Below are 14,949 nucleotides of genomic sequence, written 5' to 3'. Positions count from 1 at the left end.
CTGCTACCAAGTCGAACGAGAATTGAAATCGACAACACCCCCGGCGAATTTTTTTTCATCCGGCGTCGACGGCCGGCTCCACGCGGGCCCAGTACGGGGTGAAATGGCGGATGCGTACGGGCAGGGTAGCAGCGAGGTTGTCCAGCACGGCGTTGATGTCGGCCAGGTGGAAGGCCCCGGAAATACGCAGCTGGGCGACCTGCTGCGCGCACCCCAGGTAGCCGCTGCGGTAGCGCTGCAGTTCGCTGATAAGGTCCTGCAGGCGCCAGTCGTTGGCCACCAGCATGCCGCGGGTCCAGGCGTCGGCCTGGCGGTCGCCCGGCTGCACCGGGCCCAGCTGGTCGGCGCCGAACTGCAGTTGCTGGCCGGCCTCCACGCGCACCGCCGGCAGCAGCGTCGCGGTGCGCACCTGCACGGCGTGCTCCAGCACGCAGACGCGGGTGCGCGCGCCTTCGCTGCGTACCACGAAGCGCGTGCCCAGGGCGCGGACGCTGCCTTGCGGCGTGTGCACCACGAACGGCCGGGCCTGGGCGTCGCGGGCGGTCTGCACCAGGATTGCCCCGCGCAGCAGCTGCACCTCGCGCAGCTGGGGGCTGTAGCGGATATTCACCGCGGTGGCGGTGTCGAGTTGTACCTGGCTGCCGTCGTCCAGCTGCAGGGTACGCTGCTCGCCAGTGGCGGTGCGCTGGTCGGCCATCAGCGTCGGCAGCGGCGTCAGGCGCCAGGACAGCGCGGCGCTGCCGCTGCCCGCCAGCAGCAGTGCCAGCACCTTGAGGGTTTCGCGGCGCTTGAGCCGCGCGCTGGCCAGGGTAGGGCGCGCCACCCCCGGGCCTACGCGTTCAAGCCGTTCCTGCAGGCGCGCCAGCCGTTCCCACGCCTGGCGGTGGCCGGGGTGGGCCGCAAGCCAGCGGTGGTGCGCCTCGCGGGTGGCGTCGTTGGCGTCGTCGCAGCGCAGCTCCACGTACCAGCGTGCCGCCGCTTCAAGCACCGCATGATCCAAAGCCACGGCTCAGTCCTCGGCCGCCAGCAGGCAGTGGGTCAGGGCCCGCGCCGCATGCTTCTTGACGGTGTTCACCGAGACCTTCAGCTCGCGACCGATCTGCACGTAGCTCAGGCCGTCGAGCTGGGCCATGAGGAAAATCTCGCGGGTGCGCGGGCCCAGGCCGTCGAGCAACCGGTCGATTTCGACCAGGGTCTCGATGATCAGCAACCGGGTTTCCGGGGAGATGTCATCGGCTTGCGGCCGTGCGGCCAGGGTTTCCAGGTAGGCCTGCTCCAGCGCCCGGCGGCGGAACATATCGATCATCAGGCTGCGGGCGATGCTGCTCAGGTACGCCCGCGGCTCGCGCAGCTCAGGCGCCTTGCGTTGCAGCAGCACGCGAATGAAGGTGTCCTGCGCGAGGTCCGCCGCGTGGTCGAAACAGCCCAGGCGCTTGCGCAGCCAGCCACAGAGCCAGCCGTGATGCTCGCTGTAGAGGGTGTGAATGGCCGGATGCTGCGTACGGTCGAGGGAGGACATGGCTCATACCTGAGACGAGTTCATATGAAAATGAATCTCATTTTCTTCAGTGCGCGGGCATTTGGCAATATGTATCGGGCCGCCCTCCGTAGCAGCTGCCGCAGGCCGCGTCCTGCAACCAAGGTATGTCAGGCATGCCGCGGCGTCTGTGACGCGGCCGTGGGCCGCTGCTACGGGGTGGCGGTCAGCAGCAGGGACTGGGGCATCGGGCTTTGCGGGTGCTGCGGCTCTTGTATCGAGGCCACGCGCAAACCGGCCATGTCCAGGGCGTTCACCCAGCTGGCCAGGGTGCGGAAGTACCAGGGCATGGGCTGCCACTGGCCCTGGAATCCGGCGAAGGTTTCTTCGCGCCAGCCATCCTGGTAGTCACCCGCCGCCGCGGCCCAGGGGTGCAGGGTCTGGATCACCAGGGCGCCGCCAGGCACGAGCAGGGCGCCCATGGCCGCCAGCAGCGGGATGATGTCCTGGTGCAGCAGGGCGAAGTTGGCGCACACCAGGTCGTAGCCACTGCCCACGTCCACCGCCGCCTCGGCCAGCTGCGCATAGCTGGCCAGGTGCACAGGCGCCGAACCTGCCGCCTGCGCCGCTGCCACCAGGGTGGCGTCGCCGTCCACGCCCACCGCCTCGATGCCGCGCTGCGCCAGGGTGCGCAGCAGCCAGCCCTCGCCGCAGCCCAGGTCCAGCACCCGCGCCGGCTGGCGGCCCAGCACCGCCAGCAGGATGGCCTGGTCGGTGACCTGGCGGCGGCTTTCGATGCTGCCGTCGCGCACGGCCTGGGTCCAGGCCTGAGCGTTGTGGTGCCAGCTGTGCAGCAGGGCGGCTTCGGGGGTGGGCATGGCAAGGTCCAGTGGTGGTGACTGGGTGCAAGCATAGGCCAGCGACGAGCGCACCGCGCGTAGTGGCCGCACCCGGGCTAGACTTAATGGCCCCGGCACACTGCTGTCGGGGGCCCATCCACCCGACCGCCGCCCAGCCATTGCCAGTTTTTCCCCCGTGCCGACGGTGGCCTTCTTGCAGGAGGACGCGACATGGACGAGGCGAAGCTGAACGACTTCATGGGCAAGCTGGTGTCCGACATGGGCGCCGCGGCATTGCTCGCCAATGTCATCCTGGGTGACGAACTGGGGCTGTACAAGGCCATGGCCGACAGCCAGCCGGTGACCCCCCAGGCGCTGGCCGACAAGACCGGCTGCCACCCGCGCCTGGTGCGCGAGTGGCTCAGCGCCCACGTGGCGTCGGGCTACATGGAGCACCACGACGGCCAGTTCGTGCTGCCCGAAGAGCAGGCCATGGCCCTGGCCATCGAGGACTCGCCGGTGTACGCGGCCGGCGGCATGATGGTGGTGGCCTCGATGTTCCACGACAAGGACAAACTGGTGGCCGCCATGCGCGGCAGTGGCGGGCTGCCCTGGGGCGACCACCACCCCTGCATGTTCAGTGGTACCGAGCGCTTTTTCCGCCCCGGCTACAAAAGCTACCTGGTGTCCCAGTGGCTACCCGCCCTGGACGGCGTGGTGGGCAAGCTCCAGGCTGGCGCCAGGGTGGCCGACATCGGCTGCGGCCACGGTGCCTCCACCGTGGTCATGGCGCAAGCCTTCCCGGGCTCGCGCTTCAGCGGCTTCGACTACCACGCACCGTCCATCACCACCGCGCGGCAGCGCGCCAAGGAAGGCGGGGTAGAGGACCGCGTGCGGTTTGCCCAAGGCACCGCCAAGAACTTTCCCGGCCACGACTACGACCTGATCTGCTACTTCGATTGCCTGCATGACATGGGCGACCCGGTAGGGGCCGCCCGGCACGCTTACCAGGCGCTGAAGGCCGATGGCAGTGTGCTGTTGGTGGAGCCGTACGCCAAGGACAGCCTGGACGAGAACATCAACCCGGTGGGGCGGCTGTTCTACGCGGCATCCACCTTCATCTGCACGCCCAACTCGCTGTCCCAGGAAGTGGGCCTGGGCCTGGGTGCCCAGGCCGGCGAGGCGCGCTTGCGCGAGGTGTTCGACCAGGCCGGGTTCACCCATTTCCACCGCGCCACCCAGACGCCTTTCAACCTGATTCTGGAGGCCCGCAAGTAAGGGGCTGTGTCAGAGGCCCATCTCGATGGTCAGCGGGTCTGGCCCCAGGCGTCCGGTCTGCTTGAGCTGGGCGATGGCCTGCAGGTCCTGCGGGCTGAGCTCGAAGTCGAACACGTCGAGGTTGGCGGCAATGCGCTGGGCGTTGGACGAGCGCGGGATCACCACGTGGCCCTGCTGCAGGTGCCAGCGCAGGATCACGTGGGCGGGCGTCTTGCCGTGGCGCTGGGCAATTTCGGCGAACAGCGGCAGTTGCAGCAGCTCGCCGCCCTGGCCCAGCGGGCTCCAGGACTCGGTGACAATGCCCTTGGCGCGGCACCACTGGCTCAGCTCGGCCTGGTTGAAGTCGGGGTGGATCTCGATCTGGTTCACCGCCGGCACCACGCCGGTGTCATCGATGATGTGGGTGAGGTGCTCGGCATTGAAGTTGGACACGCCGATGGAGCGCACCCGGCCTCCCTCCTGCAGGCGCACGAAGGCTTTCCAGGTGTCGCGGTAGGCGCCTTTCTTCGGGATGGCCCAGTGGATCAGGTACATGTCCAGGGTCTCCAGGCCCAGGCGCTCCAGGCTGGCGTCGAACGCGCGCAGGGTGCGGTCGAAGCCCTGGTCGGCGTTCCACAGCTTGGTGGTGACGAAGATCTGCTCGCGGGGCACCTCGCTTTCGGCCACGGCCCGGCCCACGCCGGCTTCGTTGCCGTAGATCATCGCCGTGTCGATATGCCGATAGCCGGCGGCCAGCGCGGCCTTCGACGACGCGTAGGCCTGGTCGTCATCCAGCTGCCAGACGCCGAGGCCGAGTTGGGGGATTTGTGCGCCGTCGTTGAGGGTGATCAGTGGAGCGGTTGGCATGTCAGTCTCCTGCTCGGGCTTTAACGAAAGGTCTTTGGGTTCGAGGGACGGCCGCTGGAAAAGTTGCAGGCCTCCTTGGCCATGACGCGCCCTGGCGGGCGCTGCTACAGGGGTTATGCTGTTGAACGGGGCGGTGCATTCGCGCCGCCACTGCCTGGGAGCTGCGTCATGAACGTGCAACCCTACCTGTTTTTTCCTGGCACCTGCCAGCAAGCGATTGATTTCTACTGCGCCGTGCTGGGCGCCACCGTGCAATTCAAGATGACCTTCGCCGAAGCGCCGCAAGCGTCGAGCGGCGCCGACTGCCCCGCCGCACCGCCCGACGGCATCATGCACGCCAACCTGCTGATCGGCACCACCCAACTGATGATGAGCGACGACCCCACCCCCGGCGAGAAAACCCACGGCGGCTTTGCGCTGTCGGTAGCCACCGATGACCTGGCCAAGGGCAAGGCCTGGTTCGACGGGCTGGGGCAGGGCGGCACGGTGCGCATGCCCTGGGGCGAGACGTTCTGGGCGCAGGGCTTCGGCATGTTGACCGACCGCTTTGGCGTGCCGTGGATGGTGAACGTAGAGAAAAAGCCAGGGGCTGCGTAAACGTAGCAGCTGCCGAAGGCTGCGTCCTGGCCCACCAAACGTTCACAGTCATGGCGCATCATGTCCCGGACCACGTCGACATCGATGCGCCAGGAGCAGGGAGCACCACTGATGGACCTACCGACACTGCGCACGCCCCGGCTGCTGCTCAAACCCTTGAACGCACCACAGGCCGCCCGCCTGGCCGAGTTGGCCGATGACCCGTGGGTGCGTGCTTTTACCGCGAACATGCCATCGCCCTACACGGTGGAGGCGGCCCACGCCTTTATCGAGCGTTCGAGGCAGGCTGCCGAACGCGACGAGGATTACGTGGCAGGTATCCACACCCACGCAGGTGAGCTGATGGGCGTCATCAACCTGCGCCCCTCCAGGCGCCACCGTAGCGGCCACCTGGGCTACTGGATCGGCGCGGCGTTTCGCAACCAGGGCTTCACCACCGAAGCGGTCCGGCACCTGATGTTGTTTGCCTTTCAAACGCTGGAATTGCACCGCGTGCACACCGCCTGCCTGGCCGCCAACAGCGCCTCGGCGCGGGTGCTTGAAAAGGCCGGGCTGGCGCCGGAAGGGCGCAGCAGGCAGGCGTTTCTCAAGGACGGCGTGTTCCACGACTTGCTGCTGTTCGGCGCCGTCGCCGCCACCTGGCCGCGTCCGGCCCCGTAGCAGCTGCCGCCAGGCGGCGTCCTGGCCCTGAAGCAGTCCAGCTGAGAAACACCCGCGGCGGTGACGCGGCCTGGCGGCCGCTGCTACGGGGGCCGCTATGGCTTGGGCTTCTACAAGGACTGTGCGTAGCCGCATTTGCCGCCTAGTCATAAAGCCAAGGCTTCAACGCTTCCAGGTTCTGCACCACAATCTGCTGCGCCGCCGCCTTGGGGTTATGGCTCTTCGGATCGATCTGGTACCGCTGCAACACATACTTCACCAGTGCCCGACGGCTAGGTACTACCAGTTGCCCGTCGACCATGCCGAAGTCTGTTTCGATAATCGCCATTTGCTCAGGCTTCAACCGTTGGTCGGCGGTGAATATTACCGGAATGTCGGTGTTCCAGTCCTCATCCTGATCGGCGCCATTCGCCGATGCGTCCAGCAGCTCCGGCTCGCCACGCAAGCGGCTCAAGACGAAATCCCGGTACTGCCGATTCTTCTCGCAATACGCGCGCACATGCCAGCGCATGCCGGTGTACACCAAGGTGTGCGGGGCTATCAGCCGTGTCTCGGCCTGGGGTGTGTTCAGCGACACATACTCGGTCTCAAGCCGCAGCCCCTCGCGGCAGGCCTTCAGCAACGGCCGCAGCACCTCCGGCCGGATGGGGCGGTCCGGCACCTCCAGTACCCGCGTATGGGCATAGGCCAGGGCCAGCCCCTCAATGTGATCCTTGCGCTCATTGTTCTGGTACAGCAGGTGCAGGTAGGCGCTGGCACTGTTCTCGATAAACCGCGGGGCAAAGGCCCTGCTGGGCACGTAGCCCTTTATTTTTTTGTCATATGTAAGGTTTTCAGGCGCATGTTCGTTGATGTACGTATTGATGTCTTTCGAGGCCTGTTGCCGGCTTATGCCGAAGCTCTGCATCAGGTGCCCCGTGGTCAGCCGGCCTTCCCACCAGGCAACGGTTTCAATCAGACGATAGCGAAGTGCCAGGTCCCAGCGGACTTGTTCGATTTCCTGCAGGCGTTTCATCGCGGCTCCATGTGCGCGGAATGTTTACCTGTATAAGTCTACATTCTAGACCTGTCGCTTAACACTACATATCGTTTGTCTGGCAAAGGCAATTCAAGCCGTCATCCAAAGGATATGAACATGAGTACGTCGGACCTGGTTTCGACAGGCGCCATCACCCTGATGGGCGTCATCCTGCTGATCCTCCTGATGCAATACCTGCGTCTGCGCGACCTGTGGCAACTGGCCCGCAACTGCCAGAACGGCGTGCGCTGGGCGCGCATCCGCGAAATGGAAAACCGCGAGCTGCGCTCCGCCCTGCGCGCCGAAAAAGCCTGCATCGCCGACTTGAAGCAAAAGCTGGCCCGCCTGCAACACACCGAAGCCGCCCTGTAAGGACACCTCATGAACCGACTCGAACGCATCAAGGGTTGCCTGCTGGGCGGCGCCGTCGGCGACGCCCTTGGCGCCCCGGTAGAATTTCTTGAGTGGCCCGTGATCGAGGCCAGATACGGCCCGCGCGGTATCACCGACTTCACCCCGGCCTACGGCCAGATCGGCGCCATCACCGACGACACGCAAATGATGCTCTTCACCGCCGAAGGCCTGCTGCGCGCCTATGTCCGTGGCAGTTCCCGCGGGATCTGCCATGTGCCCAGCGTCATCCACCATGCGCTGCTGCGGTGGCTGCTGACCCAAGGTGAAGTGCCGGCCATTCACGTCAGTGCGGACGGCTGGCTGATCAGCGAAAAAGCCCTGTGGGCGCGCCGTTCCCCCGGCACCACCTGCATCAGCGCCCTCAAGGCCAGCCAGCACCTGGGCAGCCTGGCGCAGAACCACAGCAAAGGTTGCGGCGCGCTGATGCGCAGCGCCCCCTGCGCCTTCTTCGCCAAGGCCTTCGACTACGCCGCCGAAGCCGGCCGCCTCACCCACGGCCACCCCAGCGGTTACCTGGCGGCCGCGCTGTTCGCCGACATTCTGCAGCGCATGGTCGACCACGCGGCCAGCCTGGAAAAAGCCTTGGTCGTCAGCCTGGCCACCCATGGCCACAAGCCGGGCATGCAAGAGGTACGCGAACTGCTGGAGCGCGTGCTGTTCTTCGTGCGCGAAGGCTACCGGCCCACCCCGGAGCGCATTGGCGAACTGGGCGGTGGCTGGGTGGCAGAGGAAGCCCTGGCCATTGGCGTGTGGTGCGCGTTGACGGCCGACAACCTGGAGGAGGGCATCATCCGCGCGGTGAACCATAGCGGTGACAGCGACAGCACCGGGCTGGTGGCCGGGCACCTGCTGGGGGTTGAATACGGCGCGGCGTCGATACCGGCGCGATGGTTTCAGCGCCTGGAGTTGCGCGGGGTGATTGAGCGGGTGGCGGAAGATATCGTGCGGGTGCCACGCGATTACTGCGGGTATGGCGGGGAGGAGGATGGGTGGATTGAGTTGGCGTACCCGGGGGGCTGATGTGGTATGGACGGCACTAACGATGAAATGATGGCATTTTGCTAATTTTTCATTAAATGTTTTTTGGCCGCTGCCGACCCTCTGCAGGTAGTTTGCGTGCGGCACGGAATATTTCGGCCACCGGGCCGCTGCTCCCAAGCCAAGGCCATGAAGGAACATCAAGGATGTTTAGAAGGATTTACTCTCAGGTTGACCAGGGGTTCTACAGCGTCCTGCGCGAGCAGGATATTTCCCGGATGACGTGCGTCATCCGCAGTGAAACCCACATTTTTTCATCGATAGGCAACGCCTTGTCCAAGGCATACGATGCGGCCCGCGAAACCGTGGTCGAGGCAGGGGACATGATGGCGGAAAAAATCTCAGATGCCTACGACGCCACAGTGGACACCGTCTCCAGCGCGGCAGACATTGTTTCCGATGCCTACGCATCAACACGCGAAGTGATCTCCGATGTAGCCGATAGCGTGGCAGACGTGACGGCTGATGCCTATACCGCAACTTCCGAAGCCCTGTCCAACGTGACTGACACCGTGGTCGAAGCCGCTTCCGATGCCTACGACGCGTCACAGGATTACGTCAGCGATCTGGCAACCAAATTCGAGAACGAAGACGGCTCGCTCAATTACTGGGCGGTGGCAGGTGGTGCCGTTGTAGGTGTTGCCGCAGTCGCTGCGGTACCGTTTACGGGAGGCGGTTCGTTGCTGGGTGCTGCGACATTGGCCGGCTCCCTGGCCAGCGGTGGAGCAGTAGCCGCCGCAGTTGGCGCGGGTGTGGCCGGCGCCGTGATTGGCGCCCACCTTGGCGATGATAGTGGTGCACGTGAGCAGGGCTATCAACAGGGTCTGGAAAAAGGCAAAGCTGAAAACGTGGCGGCAGTGCAGGAGCTGCGGGCCAAGTTCGAGCAGGTGTTTACTCACTTGAGGGAGGCCGGGCGCTTCTTCGATGGCATCGTCGCCATGCAAGCCGTAGCCATATCGGCCGCGAATTGTGATGGGGTGATCTGCGACGAGGAACGTCAGAATATCGAGTTGTTCATCTCGGGTTTGTCCGCCAGCGCATTGCCGGAGTCAGTCATTGCAGACATCAGTTCTCTTTACGCGAACCCTCCTACTTTGCCGGAAGCCTTTGCAAAGGCCAGGGAATCCGGGGTGGACATGGCCATCTTTGACGAAATCATCAACCTGGTCGTGCATGCCGATGGCGTCGTTCACGCAGACGAAGATGCGTTCATGCAAGCATGGAATGTGCTGAAAGCCGCCTAAGGACAGGATCGATGAGCAAGCTTGAATTATTCAAAAAGCAACAGGCCTTGAGAGCGGCCGTGGGCGGCAGGCCACTCCTTCATAGCGCAGCATCGACCGAAGCCGTGGCCCAACTACTTAACGCCGAGGCCAGTAATACCCGGCTGACGTCCATGAGTTTTCTCTCAGCCATTTCCCTTGATAGCAGCGATCACTCAGCCGAGGCCGACCAGTTGGTCAGGGAGCTCCAGGCAGGGTTCGATTCAGCACGCCTGGACGACATGCTTCGCCGCTGCCAGCGGGATGTCATTGGCGCCATCGCCGGACCATTAGGGCTAGGCAAGGTCATTGCGGTCCATGACAAGATGGGCGGCAACGTGACCACGATCCACAACGCTGGGCAGAAAATCTATGCGCGGGCAGAGGATGAGTACAACCGTAGCGATTACACCGCGTCTGCAAACAGCGAGGGGAAAAAGTTTGAAGGCCAGAGCACGACATCGGTAGGCAGTACGTTTACAAAGAGCCAGCTGGATCAGGACGGCTATTTGACCGATGGCTACACGGGCGAGCGTATCAAGGCGTCCAACTCCAGCCCCGACCATGTAATCGCCAATTCCGACTTTCATAAAAGCGGGGGCTTCATGCTCTCGAAAACCGAAAAAGCGGACTTCGCCACCGACACCGACAACCTGGTTTCCACTGAGCGTTCCATCAACCAGTCCATGCGTGATCACGACAAGCCCGAGTGGGCGGATCGCAAGTCGGCAGGGCGGGAAGTCACCAACGAGATCGCGTTCAATATCAACCGTGAGCGATTTGATGCAGTGGTCGAAAAAGGCAGGGAGACCGCAAGGAAACATGCCCCCACGGCAGGCGAGAAAGCCCAGTTCTACACGAAAAATGCCGCCGTCACGGGTGTCAACGAAGGTGTGAAGATGGGCACTCAGCAGGCATTCGGCTTGCTGATGGTAGAGATCTTTGCCAGCGCCTTCGATGAGATCAAAGACGTTTACCATAATGGTAAGCAGCATCACTCAGTGCTGGACGAACTGGCCGTTCGTTTGAAAAAAGTGGGCGCCAGGGTGGCCGCAAAATGGGAAAACCTGGTCGAAGGCTTTACCGGTGGTTTCATTTCCGGTTTTGTCTCCAACGCGGTGACCATGCTGATCAACATGTTCGTTACCACAGGGAAGCGAGCAGTGCGGATGATCCGGGAGGGTGTCTTCTCATTGCTCAAGGCACTGAGGGTCATGATGTTCCCGCCTGCTGGCCTGACGTTCGCTCAAGCGGCGCATGAGGCATTGAAGCTGGTGGCCGTAGGCGGAGTGGTGATTGGTGGCGTTGCCCTTGAAGAAGTGGCCGAGAAGCTGATTCTGAGCGTGCCGCTGTTCGCCCCCATCGCCTCTGTTCTCACTGCTGTGGTGGTGGGCGCGCTGACCGCTTTCTGCATGACCTTCGTCTGCTACCTGATCGACAAAATGGATTTGTTGGGGGTTATCAGGGCTGAGCGCTCCAGCGCTGTAATTGCTGGCCTGGATGCGGCAATGAACGAAAACGTCGAGAAGTCACTTGCCATTGTCCAGGATATTGAAAGTTACCTGATCAAGGCGTAGCCAACGCCAGGCACATGGAAAGCGATTGATAGTCCATGTGCCTGGATGCCATCAACAGAGTAGCCGTGCTCCGCTACTGACCTTTCACCCAATACAACACGCGTTTCACTGAGCTCAACAGGTTGTATGCGAGTATCGCGCCCGCCACTGCGCCTGCAAGGCCAGTGCGGAATGCCAACTGCTGCCAACTCGACACTCGATCCAGCGTCAGGTGCGCGACCCAGCTGATGCCCGCCAGGTGGGTGCCGTAGTTGATTAACCAGGCTCCGAAACACAGGGCCAGGGAACAGCAGATCAGCACAAAGCCGAATCTGTTCAGCGGCGTTTTCAAATTGCTCAGCATGATGCAGAGAAACTCCTTATCTCAAAAAACGTATTGGACAACTGCTGGTGTGTGAAGGCAAGTGGCAATTTGATATTGGCACGCTGTTGCTGGCGAACACGCAGGGCGAGCCATACTTCATGTTGGCGCAGGTCCCTACTAGGCGAGACTGCCGTGGCAAAGTCCGCTCCAATGGGGTCTCCAACTTTACACTGAAGCATTTCAGCTTGGACAAGGGCCAGCGCGGCCACTGGCAGCGGCTACAGAAGCTGCCGCCGCGAACTCCGCGAAGACAGTTGCTGCTACAGTTGCTCGCAGACTTCAGCGCACCCTCAGGTAACCGTAATGGATTACACCACCCACTTCGATAGATTCGCAGCCACCATCCTGGCCACCGACTTCCAGGCCATCAAGGATGCCTCGCAGATACCGCCCGTATTTCGTCTTGCCCAGGACGGCGGCCTCACTAGCCACTACACGCCCTTCGAGCACATCAATGCCACGGCCAAAGTGGTGTTGGTGGGTATAACCCCAGGGTTTACGCAGTGGAGGAACGCTATGTGCGCGGCCCAGGCGGAGCTCTCCATGGGCTCGAAGGCTGACAAGGTGTTGCAGGCCGCCAAACGCACTGGCGCGTTCAGCGGCGCCATGCGCCCGAACCTGGTGGGGTTGCTGGACCGTATCGGCGTGCACACCTGGCTGGGGCTGGGGTCATGTGACAGCCTGTTCAGCCACCATGCACATTGGGTGCAGTCGACGTCGATCCTGCGTCATGCCATTCACGTCGCTGGCGAAAATTACAGCGGCACGCCAAACATGATCCGCCAGCCGCTGCTGCAGCGGCAGCTGCTGGAGCACTTCGCCCCGGAAGCGCGTGCCTTACCAGATGCGGTCTATATTCCGCTTGGGCCGAAGGTCAGCGAAGGATTGGATTGGCTGGCACGCCAGGGCGTGATCGACAGCGACCGAATCCTTCACGGCTTGCCGCACCCCTCTGGCGCGAACGCGGAACGGATTGCCTACTTCCTCGGGCGCAAGCCTGCCGGGCAGCTTTCGGTTAAAACCAATGCCGGCAAGCTTGATGCGCTGCGCGAGAGTTTGACTGCGCAGGTATTGGCCCTCCGGTAGCAACCGGCTACCGCGCGCCCCGTAGCAGCTGCCGCCAGGCGGCGTCCTCGGGTTGCGCGGTGGTTGGGGACGCGGCCTGCGGCCGCTGCTACGGGGGTTATTTGAAGACCGGGATGTGGTTCGCGGTAGGTGTCTGCTTCAGGTACGCGCGCAGCCGGCGGCCGATGGCGGCGATGTTCGCCTCGCCGGCGCGCAAGGCCTGTGGGTTGGTGTGCACGGAGTAGTCGCCCAGGGCCAGGTCATAGGGATGGGGTGCGGCCGAGCCGATGACGAACACCGCGTCCTTGCCCAGAGCCCTTAGCGTCACCGCATCGCTACCCGGCTCGAAGATCACCAGTTCGCCACCCAGCACCCGGTCAGGCGCGGCCAGGGCGCCGCGGCTGACACTCAGCCACAGCGACTCATGGCCCGCCGGCGGCGTGTAGGTCCAGGACTGCCCGGCGCCCAGCGTCACCAGCAGGTAGTTCACCCCGGTGGGCGCGCGCACCGGGCTTTGCACCCCCTGGTACTCGCCAAGGATCACCCGTGCCGGGCCCGCCTCGGGCATGGCGCGGGACTCCAGGTACTGGCTGTCGACGCTGGCGTTCTCCAGCGCCGGCGGCAGGGCCAGCCACAATTGAAAGCCCTGGATGCGTGGCGAGGTACCCACCGACATTTCCTTGCCGTGCCACACCCCGCCGCCGGCGCGCATCCATTCCACACCGCCGTAGTCGATGAAGCCCTGGCCCGAGTCGGCGTCGTCGAAGCGCAGGTTGCCTTCGGTAATCAGCGTGACCGTGGCAATGCCCGAGTGCGGGTGCATGGGCATGCCGTTGATGAACGCACTCTCGCCTTCAAACAGGTCCAGGAACACGAAGGGCTTGAGCCACTGGCCCAGGTCGCCCGGGCTCATCAGCCGGACGATGGCGCCGTGGCCGCTGCCGGTGGTGCGGTAGGCGATCGCGCGGGGCGCGACCGGCTTCATTTACGTGCATCCAGGCTGAAGCGGCCGGCGCCGAACGCCACGACTTGCAGCAACCCGCCGGCCATGGCGATGTTCTTGAAGAAGTGGATGAACTGGTTCTGATCGCCCAGGGTGTTATGGAAGGCCAACGCCGTGGCCACGCTGAACACCGCCAGCACGGCCGCAACGGCGCGGGCGCGGTAGCCGGCGATCAGGGCAATGCCGCCGCCAATTTCGACCAGGATGGCTACCACCAGCGCCACCTGGGGCAGGGGTAAACCTACCGAGCTGATGTAGCCCACCATCATCGCCGGGGCGGCCAGCTTGGAAAAGCCGGACAGGATGAAAATGGTGCTGAGCAGCACGCGGCCGATCAACGACACCGAGGCCTGGGCCACGTCGGAGCTGCCTGGGGTGGCAGCGGCTTGAGTCATGTGTGCAGTCATGGGGTATTGCCTTCAGGGAGGGCGGATTCGCCATGAACCGCCGCAGTGAAGAAATGGTGCGCCGCCCCCGACCATCTGAATAGCCGGCTAATTTAGTGCGTTACGTTCGATAAATTAGGCAAGCTGAAGCGAGCAGGCGGATACTGTCGGTCTTCATCATCAAGGACACCGTCATGATCACCGAGCCCGGCACCCCCACACTCGACCAGCTGCGCGTGTTCATGACTGTGGTCGAGGTCGGCAGTTTCGCAGCGGCCGCCAGAAAACTGCACCGCGCCACCTCGGTGGTCAGCTACTCGATCGCCAACCTGGAATTGCAGCTGGGCGTGCTGCTGTTCGACCGCCACACCACCCGCAAGCCGCAGCTCACCGAGGCGGGCCGCACGGTGTTGGCCGAAGCGCGCAGCATCACCCACGGCATCCACGGCCTGCGGGCCAAGGTAAAGGGGCTGCTGCAGGGCCTGGAGGCGGAGGTTCGCCTGGTGCTGGACGTGATGCTGCCGGCGGAGCGGGTGGTGGATGCGCTGAAATCCTTTCGTGAAACCTTTCCCACGGTCGCCCTGCATCTGCACATGGAGGCGCTGGGCGCGGTAACCGACCGGGTGATCAACCGTGGCGCCACGCTCGGCGTCAGCGGGCCGATGAGCAACGCCATCGACGGTATCGAAAAAATGGCCATTGGCAGCGTCGAACTGATCCCGGTGGCCGCCCCCGACCACCCCCTGGCCATGAACGGCGCCAACCCGCCGGGCGCGGTGCGGGCGCACACCCAACTGGTGCTGTCAGACCGTTCGCACCTGACCGAAGGCAAGGACTTCGCCGTGCTCGGCAACCGCACCTGGCGCCTTGCCGACCTGGGGGCCAAGCACATGCTGCTGCGCGAGGGCATTGGTTGGGGGAACATGCCGGCGCCGATGGTGGCGCAGGACCTGGCGAGTGGCCGGCTGGTGCACCTGGACATAGCCGAGTACGCGAGTGGGCATTATGCCTTCGATGTCATCTACCGCACGGACCAGCCGCCGGGGCCGGCGGCGAGGTGGTTGATCGAGCGGTTTGTGCACCAGGCAGGCGGGCAGGCGTAGCAGCTGCCGCCAGGCGGCGTCC

The 14,949-nt window shown here is 63.9% G+C and carries 17 protein-coding genes; 9 read left to right on the top strand and 8 right to left on the bottom strand.

The window, feature by feature from the left end:
• Positions 1-55: 55 nt before the first annotated feature.
• The 3 genes from AC0Z2B_RS27170 to AC0Z2B_RS27160 form a co-directional block, all read right to left on the bottom strand.
• Entirely contained in the window at positions 56-1,006 is a 951-nt protein-coding gene (locus AC0Z2B_RS27170; RefSeq protein ID WP_476300748.1) for a FecR domain-containing protein, read from the bottom strand.
• Positions 1,007-1,009: 3 nt separating this feature from the next.
• A complete protein-coding gene (locus AC0Z2B_RS27165; RefSeq protein WP_476300746.1) occupies positions 1,010-1,519 on the bottom strand; it encodes a sigma-70 family RNA polymerase sigma factor in 510 nt (169 codons plus the stop codon).
• A 170-nt stretch (positions 1,520-1,689) separates the two neighbouring features.
• Entirely contained in the window at positions 1,690-2,355 is a 666-nt protein-coding gene (locus tag AC0Z2B_RS27160) for a class I SAM-dependent methyltransferase (RefSeq protein ID WP_476300744.1), read from the bottom strand.
• Between the two features lie 192 nt (positions 2,356-2,547).
• Here AC0Z2B_RS27160 and AC0Z2B_RS27155 point away from each other — a divergent pair, with 192 nt between their 5' ends.
• The gene (locus AC0Z2B_RS27155) at positions 2,548-3,594 is read left to right on the top strand and encodes a class I SAM-dependent methyltransferase (protein WP_476300742.1); all 1,047 of its coding nucleotides are present in this window, start codon (positions 2,548-2,550) and stop codon (positions 3,592-3,594) included.
• A 9-nt stretch (positions 3,595-3,603) separates the two neighbouring features.
• Here AC0Z2B_RS27155 and AC0Z2B_RS27150 read toward each other — a convergent pair whose 3' ends face one another.
• Positions 3,604-4,440, bottom strand: coding sequence for an aldo/keto reductase (locus AC0Z2B_RS27150; protein ID WP_476300740.1), 837 nt, complete (start codon positions 4,438-4,440; stop codon positions 3,604-3,606).
• 168 nt (positions 4,441-4,608) lie between these two features.
• Here AC0Z2B_RS27150 and yjdN point away from each other — a divergent pair, with 168 nt between their 5' ends.
• Positions 4,609-5,037, top strand: a complete 429-nt coding sequence (gene yjdN, locus AC0Z2B_RS27145) for a VOC family metalloprotein YjdN (RefSeq protein ID WP_416423793.1) — start codon at positions 4,609-4,611, stop codon at positions 5,035-5,037.
• Between the two features lie 111 nt (positions 5,038-5,148).
• The gene (locus AC0Z2B_RS27140; RefSeq protein WP_476300738.1) at positions 5,149-5,697 is read left to right on the top strand and encodes a GNAT family N-acetyltransferase; all 549 of its coding nucleotides are present in this window, start codon (positions 5,149-5,151) and stop codon (positions 5,695-5,697) included.
• A 142-nt stretch (positions 5,698-5,839) separates the two neighbouring features.
• Here the strand turns inward: AC0Z2B_RS27140 and AC0Z2B_RS27135 are convergent, their stop codons facing one another.
• Complete coding sequence (locus tag AC0Z2B_RS27135) at positions 5,840-6,712, bottom strand: helix-turn-helix transcriptional regulator (RefSeq protein WP_476300736.1); 873 nt, start codon at positions 6,710-6,712, stop codon at positions 5,840-5,842.
• Positions 6,713-6,832: 120 nt separating this feature from the next.
• Between AC0Z2B_RS27135 and AC0Z2B_RS27130 the strand changes: the two genes are divergently transcribed.
• From AC0Z2B_RS27130 to AC0Z2B_RS27115, 4 genes are all read left to right on the top strand, one after another.
• Complete coding sequence (locus tag AC0Z2B_RS27130) at positions 6,833-7,087, top strand: hypothetical protein (protein WP_416422360.1); 255 nt, start codon at positions 6,833-6,835, stop codon at positions 7,085-7,087.
• Positions 7,088-7,096: 9 nt separating this feature from the next.
• Complete coding sequence (locus tag AC0Z2B_RS27125) at positions 7,097-8,149, top strand: ADP-ribosylglycohydrolase family protein (protein ID WP_476300733.1); 1,053 nt, start codon at positions 7,097-7,099, stop codon at positions 8,147-8,149.
• A 164-nt stretch (positions 8,150-8,313) separates the two neighbouring features.
• Positions 8,314-9,411 (top strand): tellurite resistance TerB family protein, encoded by a 1,098-nt coding sequence (locus tag AC0Z2B_RS27120; RefSeq protein ID WP_476300731.1) that lies wholly within the window; start codon positions 8,314-8,316, stop codon positions 9,409-9,411.
• 11 nt (positions 9,412-9,422) lie between these two features.
• A complete protein-coding gene (locus AC0Z2B_RS27115; RefSeq protein WP_476300730.1) occupies positions 9,423-11,006 on the top strand; it encodes a hypothetical protein in 1,584 nt (527 codons plus the stop codon).
• A 73-nt stretch (positions 11,007-11,079) separates the two neighbouring features.
• Here AC0Z2B_RS27115 and AC0Z2B_RS27110 read toward each other — a convergent pair whose 3' ends face one another.
• Complete coding sequence (locus AC0Z2B_RS27110) at positions 11,080-11,349, bottom strand: hypothetical protein (RefSeq protein WP_476300728.1); 270 nt, start codon at positions 11,347-11,349, stop codon at positions 11,080-11,082.
• 324 nt (positions 11,350-11,673) lie between these two features.
• On the opposite strand from AC0Z2B_RS27110, the gene AC0Z2B_RS27105 reads away from it, so the two are divergent.
• Positions 11,674-12,456, top strand: coding sequence for a hypothetical protein (locus AC0Z2B_RS27105; protein ID WP_476300726.1), 783 nt, complete (start codon positions 11,674-11,676; stop codon positions 12,454-12,456).
• A 97-nt stretch (positions 12,457-12,553) separates the two neighbouring features.
• Here AC0Z2B_RS27105 and AC0Z2B_RS27100 read toward each other — a convergent pair whose 3' ends face one another.
• Complete coding sequence (locus AC0Z2B_RS27100; protein ID WP_476300725.1) at positions 12,554-13,420, bottom strand: pirin family protein; 867 nt, start codon at positions 13,418-13,420, stop codon at positions 12,554-12,556.
• Positions 13,417-13,833 (bottom strand): DoxX family protein, encoded by a 417-nt coding sequence (locus AC0Z2B_RS27095; protein WP_476300765.1) that lies wholly within the window; start codon positions 13,831-13,833, stop codon positions 13,417-13,419. The genes AC0Z2B_RS27100 and AC0Z2B_RS27095 overlap by 4 nt, the downstream gene beginning before the upstream one ends.
• Before the next feature lie 185 nt (positions 13,834-14,018).
• On the opposite strand from AC0Z2B_RS27095, the gene AC0Z2B_RS27090 reads away from it, so the two are divergent.
• Positions 14,019-14,927: a LysR family transcriptional regulator gene (locus AC0Z2B_RS27090; RefSeq protein ID WP_476300723.1), complete on the top strand. Its 909-nt coding sequence runs from the start codon at positions 14,019-14,021 to the stop codon at positions 14,925-14,927.
• Positions 14,928-14,949: the final 22 nt, after the last annotated feature.

The organism is Pseudomonas sp. GYB4201 (genome assembly GCF_056312595.1).
This window is presented reverse-complemented; position numbering and strand designations above follow the sequence as displayed.